Raw genomic sequence first — 12,524 nt, 5'->3', positions numbered from 1 at the left:
GGCAGTGGCCGCGCCCGAGAGGGTTGGCGGCGGGTTGTCATCAAAGTTGGGGGCTAAGACCAGGATTTCAAGGGTGGCCCTGCTCCTGAATCTTGAAATGCGCACGAGCGGTGGCGATAGGCTCGGCCGGGGTGCTTTGCCAGGCGGTGATTGCCACATTGGCCACACGCCGTCCCTGACGCCATACCTGGCAGGTGGCGTAAGTGTCGCGAAACTGCCCGGCCCGTAGGTAATCCAGGGAAAAATCGACGATCTTGGGCAGGCCTTTTTCAACCCCCGGGGCCTGCGTGGCCACCCATAGATGAAAGGCCGCCGACAACTCCATAAAGCCTGCGATCACGCCACCATGGATAGCCGGCAATATCGGGTTACCAATATTGTCCTTGTTGGCCGGCATGCGGAACAACAACTCATCCCCCAGGCGCGTGCACTCGACGCCGATCAGTCGGGCGTAGGGAATCAGCTCGAGCAACGCCTTATAGTCGCCGCGTTGGTGGGCCTGCTGCATCCGGGTCTTGAATTGATGGGTCATGCCTGTTCTCCCTTGATGCTGCTGCCCAATCCCTGGGTACCCTTCAACCGTTTGCCCATACGCATGAACGTACCCACCACATGGGCAATCGGCTGCTGGGGGTCGTCCTGGTAAGCAAAACCACGGGTGAAAATCACGTCGCTGGTCACTCGATAACATTGGGCAAAGCCGAACACCGTCTTGTGGGGTTCGGCCGGGTGCATGTAGTCAATGCGCAGATCCAGGGTCGGGCAGACCTCGAACTCCGGCAACACGCACAGGGTTGCCATGCCACAAGCCGTGTCCATCAGCGAGGTCAAGGCGCCGCCATGGATGATCCCGGTTTGTGGATCGCCGACGATCTGCGGGCTGTAGGGCAAGCGCAGGGTCATGCCCTCGGCGTTCGCATCATGCACCTCGATGCCCAGCACCTGACAGTGACGCAGGGCCGAGACAAACCGTGCGGCACGCTCTAAAAGGGGGCTATCGGTCATTGGATAAAGACTCTTATTAGTAGTGATCCGGCGAAAGAAATACCCCGGAAGAAAGTTCCTTGGCGAAACGTCTTATATATCTGTGGGATTAAAGGAACTAATGCAGGCACCCCATGCTCGAAAGGCCAGTAGATATCTTCAATAAGGAGAAACACCCCATGCGCAAGACTTTCGCTGTTTCCTTGATGTTGGCTGCCGCCCTTGGCCTCGCTGCCTGCGATAAAAAATCCGAGGACAAAGCTCAGGATGCCAACCAGCATGCTGAACAAGCTCAAGAAAAAATGAGCGAAGCTCAGGATAAAGTGAACGACGCTGCAAAAGAAAACGCCGAAGCCGCCAAAGCCCAAGCTGAATCTGACGCAGCCGCCGCTAAAGAAGCTGCTCCAGCTACACCTGCAACCGGTTCCTGATACCGCGGTTTAAATACCATGTTGCAAAAGAAAGCCCGCTTACATAGCGGGCTTTACTTTGTGCGGGACTTTTATCAGATCAGCAAAGTGCGAAATGTAGGACTAACCATCAACAATAGTGCGCACAGCAACCCCACCAACCACACCAGGCTGCGTTGCCAGGCCAAGTCGGCCCAATAGCAGGCCAGATAGATTACCCGCGCAATCACAAAGATGATCGCCAGCCAGTCAATCAGGTAGCCCTGGGTCTGGGTGGTATGAGCCATCAAGACTCCCACCGCAAACAAGATAAAAGCTTCAAAACTGTTTTGATGCGCAGCCACTGCCCGCGCGCCGAAGCCGGTCAACTGCGCCTGTTGGTGGCGTGGAAGGTGGTTGTCATACCCTCCCTGCTCTTTCATGGCCTTGCCCACCGGCATGCGCGCCACGAAAATCAGCAGTGCGCTGATAAATACACACCAGAACGGAATACTCACGATATTGCCTCCTTGGGCGCTTCAGGCATCGGTGCCTCTGTAGGGGTATAGACCATCACCTCCAGAACGTCAGAATGAAATTCGCGCCGGTACAGTACCAGCACCACCCCGCTGCTCATCAGCATGAACAGCCAGGGGCTGACAAACCAGGCAAGCATGGTCATGCCGAAGTAATAAGAGCGCAGACCGAAGTTGAACTGGTTGGCAGCCATCGAGATCACCCGCGCCGCCCGCGAGGCAAACGCCTTGCGCTCCTGCTCGGAGACGTGACGCTCACCGACCATCGGCGCCGAGCCAATCAGGATCGCCGCGAAGTTGTACTGGCGCATGCACCAACTGAAAGTAAAGAAGGCATAGACAAACACCAGGGCCAGGCACAGCAGCTTGATCTCCGACATGCCCTGGGATGCCTGTTGCACCATGGGAATGTCCGCCAGCAGCGATACCGCGCGCTCCGAAGCCCCCAACACGGTGAGGATACCGGCGAGGATGATCAGGGTACTGGAGGCGAAGAACGAGGCGTTGCGCTCCAGGTTACCGATCACACTGGCGTCGGCGATGCGGTTGTCCCGCAGGAGCATGCGGCGCATCCAATCCTCGCGATACAGGTGCAACACACTGGCAAGACAAGCAGTGTCCCGGGCTTTCCAGCTGGCGTAGCGGGTATAGCCGCCCCAGCAGATGACAAACCATAGCGCGGCAAGCAAGTGAATCAGGTTGGCTTCGACGAACGACATGCGGGTCCTCTGAACAATAGGGCTGGCTAACTCGGTCAATGTGGGCGCTGGCTTACCGGCGATGGCGTCCTTTCAGTCAGTATCAGGCCGACCGATATACCGCTATCGCTGGCAAGCCAGCTTCTACACCTGCCACGCTTGAGCTTTAGAATTGCGTACCCGTTCGACGTTAGCCCACAAAAAAAGACACTGCCCATCGCCCATAAAAAATGCCCCGGATCGTTTGATACGGGGCATTTCGATGTCAGCGTGTAACGGGGCGCTTTAGGCGATGGCTTCGCTGCGTTTGCCCAGCATACGGTCAACCCCGAATGCGGCCACCAGGGTAATCACACAAGGCACCAGCCATGCCAGGCCTTGTTCGCTCAATGGCAGGTTAGCCATTTGCGCAGGCATCCAACCGGCCAGGCCGGCGCCCTTGAGCGCGTCGATGGTACCGAAGATGAACGACACCAGCATCACCGGGCCAAGGATGCGGCCATGCTCATGCCAGAAGTCCTTGCAGAAGCTCAAGGCCACCAGGACGATGCACGGCGGGTAGATGGCGGTCAGGACCGGGATCGAGAACGCGATCAGCTTGGTCAGGCCCAGGTTGGAGACCAACAGCGAGAACGCCGCCAGGATCACTACCAGGGTCTTGTAGGACAGTGGCAGCACCCGGCTGAAGTACTCGGCGCAGGCACAGGTCAGGCCCACCGCCGTGACCAGGCACGCCAGGGAGATCAGCACCGCGAGGAAACCGCTGCCCAGGGAGCCGAAGGTGTGTTGCACATAAGCGTGCAATACCGCCGCGCCGTTGGCTGCGCCGGCGGCCACTTCATGGCTGCCCGAACCGAGGCGGAACAGGCTGATGTACACCAGCGCCAGGCCCACGCCGGCAATCAGCCCGGCAATGATTGCGTAGCGGGTGATCAACTGTGGAGACTCGACGCCACGGGAGCGAATGGCATTGACGATGACGATGCCAAACACCAGCGCGCCCAGGGTATCCATGGTCAGGTAGCCATTGATGAAGCCTTGGGAAAACGGTGCGGCGACGTACTCAGGCGTAGCAACGCCGATATCACCTGCCGGCAGGGCAAAGGCCGCGATACCCAGTACCGCCAGCGCAATGATCTTCAGCGGCGCGAGGAAACGGCCGACTGTATCCAACAGGCGCCCTGGGTACAGGGAGATGAAGAACACCAGCAGGAAGTACACCGAGCTGTAGAGGAACAGCGCCAGCGGGCTTTCACCGGTCAATGGCGCCAGGCCTACTTCGAACGAGACCGTTGCAGTACGTGGCGTGGCGAACAGCGGGCCGACAGCCAGGTAGCACGCTGCAGCCAGGATGCCACCGGCGACCTTGCCGATGGGGCTGCTCAATGCGTCCATGCCACCGCCGACCTTGGCCAGGGCGATGACCGTAACGACCGGCAGGCCGACCGCAGTGATCAGGAAGCCCAGTGCCGCCATCCAGACATGAGGCCCGGACTGCAAACCGACGATAGGCGGGAAGATGATGTTGCCGGCGCCCACGAACAGGGCAAAAGTCATAAAGCCCAACGCCAGGATGTCCTGGCTTTTCAACACTTTCATTTGAGGAAATACCACACTACTGAATCGGAATTTAGAGAGGGATTCCCTATGGATGAGGGAAATGCTACCGGCCCTTATGGGGACCGGCCGGTCTAGCACGCGGCTTCCTTTTGGGATGCGGGCGCATAAAGAGGCGGCTAGCGTACAGAATTTGCCTGACAAACGCACTGTTGCGGGGCGGACTGTCCGATAAGCGACACTTTGATGTCGCGTTTTCATACTTAACTTGGTAATACGAACAAATGTGGGAGCGGGCTTGCTCGCGAATGCGGTGGGTCAGAAATGAATGTATCAACTGATACACCGCATTCGCGAGCAAGCCCGCTCCCACATTTTGATCTTCAGCAACCTGCAGAATGCACAAAGGCCACCCGAAGGTGGCCTTTGTGTGGTGAAGCGTCAGCTAAGCGCGAGGCTTACTTGATCGCCCAACCTGTCAGCTCGGACAAAGCCTTGCCGATGTCTGCCAGCGAACGCACGGTTTTCACGCCTGCGTCTTCCAGGGCAGCAAACTTCTCGTCTGCAGTGCCCTTGCCGCCAGAGATGATTGCGCCAGCATGGCCCATGCGCTTGCCCGCAGGGGCAGTCACACCAGCGATGTAGGAAACAACCGGCTTGGTCACGTGTGCCTTGATGTAGGCAGCCGCTTCTTCTTCAGCCGAACCGCCGATCTCACCGATCATGACGATCGCTTCGGTCTTCGGGTCTTCCTGGAACAGTTTCAGGATGTCGATGAAGTTCGAGCCTGGGATCGGGTCACCGCCGATGCCGACGCAAGTCGACTGACCGAAACCGGCGTCAGTGGTCTGCTTCACAGCTTCGTAGGTCAGGGTGCCGGAACGGGAAACGATACCGACTTTGCCTGGCAAGTGAATGTGACCAGGCATGATGCCGATCTTGCATTCGCCTGGGGTGATCACGCCTGGGCAGTTAGGGCCGATCAGGGTAACACCCAGCTCGTCGCACTTAACTTTAGCGTCCAGCATGTCCAGGGTAGGAATGCCTTCGGTGATGCACACGATCAGCTTGATGCCGCCGAATGCCGCTTCCAGGATGGAGTCCTTGCAGAAAGGAGCTGGAACGTAGATCACGCTGGCGGTAGCGCCAGTTTGAGCAACAGCGTCTTTCACGGTGTTGAACACTGGCAGGCCCAGGTGCTCGGTGCCGCCTTTGCCTGGAGTTACGCCGCCAACCATCTTGGTGCCGTATTCGATGGCTTGCTGGGTGTGGAAGCTACCTTGCGAACCGGTAATACCCTGGCAGATAACTTTGGTGTCTTTATTGATCAGGACGCTCATTATTTGCCCTCCGCAGCTTTGACAACTTGTTGAGCAGCGTCGGTCAGGCTGGTAGCAGCGATGATGTTCAAACCGCTTTCTGCCAGTACTTTAGCGCCCAGTTCAGCGTTGTTACCTTCAAGGCGTACAACAACCGGGATTTTCACGCCGACTTCTTTCACTGCACCGATGATGCCTTCGGCAATCATGTCGCAACGAACGATGCCGCCGAAGATGTTGACCAGTACTGCAGCGACGTTGGAGTCGGACAGGATGATCTTGAACGCTTCGGTAACGCGTTCTTTGGTAGCACCACCGCCCACGTCGAGGAAGTTGGCTGGCTTGCCGCCATGCAGGTTGACGATGTCCATGGTACCCATGGCCAGGCCAGCACCGTTGACCATGCAACCGATGTTACCTTCCAGGGCTACGTAGTTCAGTTCGAACTTGGCAGCGTGCGCTTCGCGCGGATCGTCTTGCGACGGATCGTGGAAAGTCTTCAGCTTAGGCTGACGGTACATGGCGTTGGCGTCGATGTTGATCTTGGCGTCGAGGCAATGCAGATCGCCGTCAGCCTTGATCACCAGCGGGTTCACTTCCAGCAGGGCCAGATCGTGATCCTGGAACAGTTTGGCCAGACCCACGAAGATCTTGGCGAACTGGGCAACTTGCTTGCCTTCCAGACCCAGCTGGAACGCCAGCTCGCGACCCTGGAATGGCTGAGCGCCAACCAGTGGATCGATAGTGGCCTTGAGAATTTTTTCTGGGGTTTCGTGAGCGATCTTCTCGATGTCCACGCCACCTTCGGTGGAAGCCATGAACACGATGCGACGGCTAGAACGGTCAACGACAGCGCCCAGGTACAGCTCTTTAGCGATATCAGTGCACGATTCAACCAGGATCTTGGTGACTGGCTGGCCATTGGCGTCAGTCTGGTAAGTCACCAGACGCTTGCCCAGCCACTGCTGTGCGAAGGCCTTGGCGTCTTCTTTGCTGCGAACCAGCTTAACGCCGCCCGCTTTACCGCGACCACCAGCGTGGACCTGGGCTTTGACAACCCACTCGGTGCCGCCGATTTTGTCGCAAGCTTCTGCTGCTGCTTCCGGGGTGTCTACTGCGTAGCCCTTGGAAACTGGCAGGCCGTATTCAGCGAACAGCTGCTTACCCTGATACTCGTGAAGATTCATGCTTTTTACCGTCTTCGTTAGGTACTGCGCATTCGGCGCTGCGCTCATTATGAGTGCCGCGCCACCTGTGACTGCTGCTCGCACAACTTGCCGAACTTAAGCCCGGTCAAGCTGCACAAGACTGCGTCCAGCGGATATTCCGCGGTGAGTCTTGCGCGCAAGGCTCACGACGGGCAACTCCGCCGTGGTTTCTTATTATCTCGCTTAGCGCTTCTTGCGGTTGGCGATGTGGATGGCGCCGCCATTCACAGCCAACGCTGCTTCGTGCAACGCTTCGGACAGGGTCGGATGGGAGAAGACCATCATGCCCAGGTCTTCGGCACTGGTGCCGAATTCCATACCGATAGCGCCCTGCTGAACCAGTTCTGCAGCGCTTGGGCCAATCACGTGGACGCCCAATACGCGGTCAGTCTTGGCATCAGCGATGACTTTGACAAAACCGCCAGTGTCGTTCGCTGCCATGGCACGGCCAGAAGCGGCAAACGGGAAGGTGCCGACGTTAACTTCAACGCCTTCAGCTTTCAACTGCTGTTCGTTCTTACCAACCCATGCAATTTCCGGGTGGGTGTAGATAACCGAAGGGATCAGGTCGTAGTTCATCTGGGTCTTGTGACCCTTGATGCGCTCAACCACCATGATGCCTTCTTCGGATGCCTTGTGTGCCAGCATCATGCCGCGAACCACGTCACCAATGGCATAGACGCCAGGAACGGTGGTAGCGCAGTGATCGTCGACATGCACAAAGCCACGCTCGTCGATGGTCACGCCGCTGTCGGAAGCCAGCAGATCAGTGGTCACTGGACGGCGACCAACGGCAACGATCAGCTTGTCGAAAGTGATGGTCTGTTCGCCATCCTTGTCGGTGTAGGTCACGACAACTTCTTCGCCGTTGACTTTCGAACCGGTCACGCGAGCACCCAGCTTGATGTCCAGACCTTGTTTGGTCAGGGTTTTCAGCGCTTCTTTGGACACTGCGGTGTCGGCAGCCAGCAGGAACGTGTCCAGGGCTTCCAGCACGGTCACTTCGGAACCCAGGCGGGACCAGACCGAACCCAGTTCCAGGCCGATAACGCCAGCGCCGATCACACCCAGGCGTTTTGGTACCGATTGGAATTCCAGGGCGCCGGTCGAATCAACGATCACGTTCTGGTCAACTGGAGCCGGTGGAATATCGATCGGACGCGAACCTGGAGCCAGGATCACGTTTTCGGCTTCGATGATTTCGGTCGAACCGTCTGGCTTGGTGATTTCAACTTTCTTGCCGGCCAGCAGTTTGCCGTGACCTTGCAGGGAAGTGACGCCATTGGCCTTGAACAGGGTAGCAACGCCAGAGGTCAGGCCTTTGACGATGTTGGCCTTGCGGCCGACCATTGCTGGCACGTCCATGGTCACGCCAGCGTGGTTGATGCCGTGGATGGCAAAACCGTCCTGGGCTTCGTGGAATTTCCAGGAGCTGTCCAGCAGCGCCTTGGAAGGAATGCAACCCACGTTCAGGCAAGTACCGCCCAACGCCAGTTTGCCTTCCTTGTCAGTGTATTTTTCGATGCAAGCAGTCGAGAGGCCCAGTTGAGCGGCCTTGATGGCGGCAACGTAGCCGCCAGGGCCCGCACCAATCACTACAACGTCAAATTTCTGCGACATGAAAAAAAATCCTCTTTAGCAAAAAAGCTTCAAGCCCGAGCCACAAGCCAGGCTGCAATTGCTTGCAGCTTGAAACTTGCGGCTCACGGCCGCTTTATCAGATATCCAGCAGCAGACGAGCTGGATCTTCCAGCAGGTTCTTGATGGTCACCAGGAAAGTCACGGCTTCTTTACCATCGATCAGGCGGTGATCGTAGGACAGTGCCAGGTACATCATCGGACGAATCACGACTTGGCCATTGATGGCCATCGGACGCTGGATGATGTTGTGCATGCCCAGGATCGCGGCTTGCGGCGGGTTGACGATCGGGGTCGACATCATCGAACCGAAAGTACCACCGTTGGTGATCGTGAAGGTACCGCCGGTCATCTCGTCGATGGTCAGCTTGCCGTCACGGGCTTTCTTGCCGAAGCCAGCGATGCCGCCTTCGATTTCAGCCAGGCTCATCAGCTCGGCGTTACGCAGGACCGGAACCACCAGGCCACGGTCGCTGGAGACGGCAACGCCGACGTCCGCATAACCGTGGTAAACGATGTCGCTGCCGTCGATGGAAGCGTTGACTGCCGGGAAGCGCTTGAGTGCTTCGGTGGCCGCTTTCACGAAGAACGACATGAAGCCCAGGCGCACGCCATTGTGGGACTTCTCGAACAGGTCCTTGTACTTCGAACGCAGGGCCATGACTTCAGTCATGTCGACTTCGTTGAAAGTGGTCAGCATCGCCATGTTCGACTGTGCTTCAACCAGGCGCTTGGCCACGGTGGCACGAACGCGGGTCATCGGTACGCGCTTCTCGGTGCGGTCGCCAGCGGCGAACACAGGAGCAGCGGCAGCCGGGGCAGCAGCCTTGGCAGGTGCGGCAGCTGGAGCGTTTTTCTTGGCTTCAACCGCGGCAACCACGTCTTCCTTGGTCACACGGCCGTCTTTGCCGGTGCCTTTGATGGAAGCCAGGTTGATGCCGTTTTCTTCAGCCAGCTGACGCGCAGCCGGTGCAGCGATTGGATCTTCACCACCAGCGGCCGGAGCGGCAGCAGCAGGTGCGGCAGCCGGAGCAGCAGCGGCGGCTGGAGCAGCGGCAGCAGCGCTGCCCGCTTCGATCGAGCCCAGGACCTGGTTGGACAGGACGGTTGCGCCCTCTTCGGCAACGATGGCACCCAGGACGCCGTCGGCTTCGGCCAACACTTCCAGGACGACCTTGTCAGTCTCGATGTCGACGATCAGGTCGTCACGCTTGACGGCCTCGCCTGGTTTCTTGTGCCAGGTGGCAACGGTGCCATCGGCAACCGATTCCGGGAATGACGGGGCTTTGATTTCGATAGCCATTATCTGTGGGTCCTTAAAATTCGGTTTCAGTCAGCGCGAAGGCGTTAAACAGTGAAAGCATCTTGCAGCAGTTTTTCCTGCTGCTCGGCGTGCATCGATGCATAACCACAAGCAGGTGCAGCAGAAGCATCACGACCGGCGTACTCCAGGCCCAGGGCCTTGTTGTGGTTGCCGATGCTGCGACGCAGGTGATGCTGGCTGCTGTACCACGCGCCCTGGTTCATCGGTTCTTCCTGACACCACACCACATTGGTGAGGTTGGTGTAAGGCGCGATGGCCTCCATCAGGTCGTCTTCCGGGAACGGGTAAAGCTGCTCGATACGCACGATGGCGATGTCTTCGCGGCCTTCGGCACGACGTTTTTCCAGCAAGTCGTAGTAAACCTTGCCGCTGCACAGGATCAGGCGAGTGACCTTGGCCGCGTCCAGGGTGTCGATTTCCGGAATAACGGTCTGGAACGAACCATCGGCCAGATCTTCCAGGGTCGAGATGGCCAATTTGTGACGCAACAGCGATTTCGGAGTCAGCACTACCAACGGCTTGCGCAGCGGGCGGATCACCTGACGACGCAGCAAGTGGTAGATCTGGGCCGGGGTAGTCGGCACGCACACCTGGATATTGTGCTCGGCGCACAATTGCAGGTAACGCTCCAGACGGGCCGAGGAGTGCTCCGGACCCTGACCTTCATAACCGTGTGGCAGCAACATGGTCAGACCGCACAGACGGCCCCACTTGTGCTCGCCGCTGGTGATGAACTGGTCGATAACCACCTGGGCACCGTTGGCGAAGTCGCCGAACTGGGCTTCCCAGATCACCAGCGCGTTTGGCGTGGTGGTCGAGTAACCGTATTCGAACGCCAGCACGGCTTCTTCGGACAGGAACGAATCGTACAGGTCGAAACGTGGCTGGCCTTCATACAGGTGCTGCAACGGGATGTAGGTGCCCGCGTCTTTCTGGTTGTGCAATACCGCGTGACGGTGCGAGAACGTACCACGGCCGATGTCCTGGCCGGTCATGCGGATCGGGTGACCTTCGAACGCCAGGGTCGCGTACGCCATGGTTTCGGCATAACCCCAGTTGATCGGCAGGCCGCCGGCTTGCATCTTCTGACGGTCTTCGTAGATCTTCGCAACCTGGCGCTGTACTACGAAGCCTTCTGGAATTTCCAGCAGCTTGGCGGACAGTTCCTGCAGGGTCTTCAGATCGAACGAAGTGTCGTGACGTGCAGTCCATGCGTGGCCCAGGTACGGGCGCCAGTCCACGAACAGCTCTTTGTTCGGCTCTTTGACCAGGCTTTTTACTACATGCAGACCGTTGTCCAGCGCGTTGCGGTACTCATCGATTTTCGCCTGAACACGCGCTTCATCCAGCACGCCGGCCTTGGTCAGGCTTTCGGCGTACAGCTCACGGGTGGTGCGCTGCTTGGTGATCTGCTGGTACATCAACGGTTGGGTGCCGCTAGGCTCATCCGCTTCGTTGTGACCGCGACGGCGGTAGCAAACCAGGTCGATGACCACGTCACGCTTGAACTGCATGCGGTAGTCAATGGCCAGTTGGGTCACGAACAATACGGCTTCCGGATCATCGCCATTCACATGGAGGATCGGCGCCTGGATCATCTTGGCAACGTCGGTCGCGTACTCGGTAGAGCGCGCGTCCAGCGGGTTGCTGATAGTGAAGCCAACCTGGTTGTTGATAACGATGTGAACCGTACCGCCGGTCTTGAAGCCGCGGGTCTGCGACATCTGGAACGTTTCCAGGACCACGCCTTGACCGGCGAATGCCGCGTCACCGTGGATGGAAATCGGCAGGACCTTCTCACCGGTGGAATCGTTGCGACGATCCTGGCGAGCACGTACCGAACCCTCGACCACTGGAGAAACGATTTCCAGGTGGGATGGGTTGAACGCCATGGCCAGGTGAACTTCACCGCCGGTGGTCATCACGTTGGACGAGAAGCCCTGGTGGTACTTGACGTCACCGGAACCCAGCTCGACCTTCTTCTTGCCTTCGAACTCGTCGAACAGCTCGCGTGGGTTCTTGCCGAAGGTGTTGACCAACACGTTCAGGCGACCACGGTGAGCCATGCCGATCACGATTTCCTTGGTACCGTAGGAACCGGAACGCTGGATCAGTTCGTCGAGCATCGGAATCAGGCTTTCGCCGCCTTCCAGGCCGAAACGCTTGGTGCCCGGGTATTTGGTGCCCAGGTATTTTTCCAGGCCTTCGGCAGCGGTTACGCGCTCAAGCAGGTGGCCACGCACATCGGCGGACAGCACCGGACGGCCACGCACGCCTTCCAGGCGATGCTGGAACCAGTGACGCTGCTCGGAATCGGTGATATGCGTAAATTCAGCGCCGATGGTGCGGCAATATGTCTGCTGCAACGCTTCGTGAATTTCGCGTAGGCTCGCTTCCTCTTTGCCGATGAACAGGTCGCCGGCACGGAAAATCGTATCAAGATCGGCATTGGTCAAGCCGTAGTGATTGATCGACAGGTCTGCAGGTGCAGGACGCTGCCACAGCCCCAGCGGGTCAAGCTGGGCTGCCTGGTGGCCACGCATACGGTAGGCCTGGATCAGTCGCAGTACTTCAACTTGCTTCTTCTCGTGCTCACTGCTCACGCTCCCGGCGGAAACCGGTTGGGCGCGGCGCTGGTTCTTTGCCAGCAGCACAAATTGATCGCGAATTGTTGCATGCGATACATCGGTGGCAGCGTTGCCGTCTGAAGACAACGTCTGAAATTTGGTGCGCCATTCTTCTGGCACAGCGTTAGGGTCGTGCAGGTAGAGCTCATAAAGCTCTTCCACATAGGCAGCGTTACCACCTGAAAGATAGCCGCTGTTCCACATGCGCTGCATCACGCTTTCTTGCATGCTTGGTCACCCTCGA

11 protein-coding genes are annotated in these 12,524 nt (G+C 58.2%); 1 reads left to right on the top strand and 10 read right to left on the bottom strand.

What is annotated here, in order from left to right; translation table 11 throughout:
* Positions 1 to 67 precede the first annotated feature (67 nt).
* Both FIV38_RS13645 and FIV38_RS13640 read right to left on the bottom strand, forming a co-directional pair.
* Positions 68 to 532 carry a PaaI family thioesterase gene (locus FIV38_RS13645; RefSeq protein ID WP_092234656.1) on the bottom strand — a complete coding sequence of 155 codons (465 nt, stop codon included), beginning with the start codon at positions 530 to 532 and terminating at the stop codon, positions 68 to 70.
* Positions 529 to 1,005, bottom strand: a complete 477-nt coding sequence (locus FIV38_RS13640; protein ID WP_092234653.1) for a PaaI family thioesterase — start codon at positions 1,003 to 1,005, stop codon at positions 529 to 531. The genes FIV38_RS13645 and FIV38_RS13640 overlap by 4 nt, the downstream gene beginning before the upstream one ends.
* Positions 1,006 to 1,163: 158 nt before the next feature.
* On the opposite strand from FIV38_RS13640, the gene FIV38_RS13635 reads away from it, so the two are divergent.
* Entirely contained in the window at positions 1,164 to 1,415 is a 252-nt protein-coding gene (locus FIV38_RS13635) for a hypothetical protein (protein WP_029292691.1), read from the top strand.
* Between the two features lie 74 nt (positions 1,416 to 1,489).
* On the opposite strand, the gene FIV38_RS13630 is transcribed toward FIV38_RS13635, so the two are convergent.
* The 8 genes from FIV38_RS13630 to FIV38_RS13595 form a co-directional block, all read right to left on the bottom strand.
* A complete protein-coding gene (locus FIV38_RS13630; protein WP_092234650.1) occupies positions 1,490 to 1,891 on the bottom strand; it encodes an MAPEG family protein in 402 nt (133 codons plus the stop codon).
* Positions 1,888 to 2,628 (bottom strand): DUF599 domain-containing protein, encoded by a 741-nt coding sequence (locus FIV38_RS13625; RefSeq protein WP_029292689.1) that lies wholly within the window; start codon positions 2,626 to 2,628, stop codon positions 1,888 to 1,890. Before FIV38_RS13625 ends, FIV38_RS13630 begins: the two co-directional genes overlap by 4 nt.
* A gap of 264 nt (positions 2,629 to 2,892) precedes the next feature.
* Positions 2,893 to 4,206 (bottom strand): branched-chain amino acid transport system II carrier protein, encoded by a 1,314-nt coding sequence (brnQ, locus tag FIV38_RS13620; RefSeq protein ID WP_029292687.1) that lies wholly within the window; start codon positions 4,204 to 4,206, stop codon positions 2,893 to 2,895.
* A gap of 416 nt (positions 4,207 to 4,622) precedes the next feature.
* On the bottom strand, positions 4,623 to 5,504 hold the full coding sequence (sucD, locus tag FIV38_RS13615) for a succinate--CoA ligase subunit alpha (protein ID WP_029292685.1): 882 nt from the start codon (positions 5,502 to 5,504) through the stop codon (positions 4,623 to 4,625).
* A complete protein-coding gene (gene sucC / locus FIV38_RS13610) occupies positions 5,504 to 6,670 on the bottom strand; it encodes an ADP-forming succinate--CoA ligase subunit beta (RefSeq protein ID WP_003233235.1) in 1,167 nt (388 codons plus the stop codon). Before sucC ends, sucD begins: the two co-directional genes overlap by 1 nt.
* Before the next feature lie 204 nt (positions 6,671 to 6,874).
* Positions 6,875 to 8,311 (bottom strand): dihydrolipoyl dehydrogenase, encoded by a 1,437-nt coding sequence (gene lpdA / locus FIV38_RS13605; RefSeq protein WP_029292680.1) that lies wholly within the window; start codon positions 8,309 to 8,311, stop codon positions 6,875 to 6,877.
* A 97-nt stretch (positions 8,312 to 8,408) separates the two neighbouring features.
* Positions 8,409 to 9,632 carry a 2-oxoglutarate dehydrogenase complex dihydrolipoyllysine-residue succinyltransferase gene (gene odhB, locus FIV38_RS13600; protein WP_092234648.1) on the bottom strand — a complete coding sequence of 408 codons (1,224 nt, stop codon included), beginning with the start codon at positions 9,630 to 9,632 and terminating at the stop codon, positions 8,409 to 8,411.
* 44 nt (positions 9,633 to 9,676) lie between these two features.
* The gene (locus FIV38_RS13595) at positions 9,677 to 12,508 is read right to left on the bottom strand and encodes a 2-oxoglutarate dehydrogenase E1 component (RefSeq protein WP_070995405.1); all 2,832 of its coding nucleotides are present in this window, start codon (positions 12,506 to 12,508) and stop codon (positions 9,677 to 9,679) included.
* Between the last annotated feature and the right edge of the window lie 16 nt (positions 12,509 to 12,524).

It is taken from the genome of Pseudomonas proteolytica (genome assembly GCF_007858275.1).
Lineage (GTDB): Bacteria > Pseudomonadota > Gammaproteobacteria > Pseudomonadales > Pseudomonadaceae > Aquipseudomonas > Aquipseudomonas proteolytica.
Note: the sequence above shows the minus strand (reverse complement) of the source record. Positions and strands in the feature narration are given on the sequence as shown.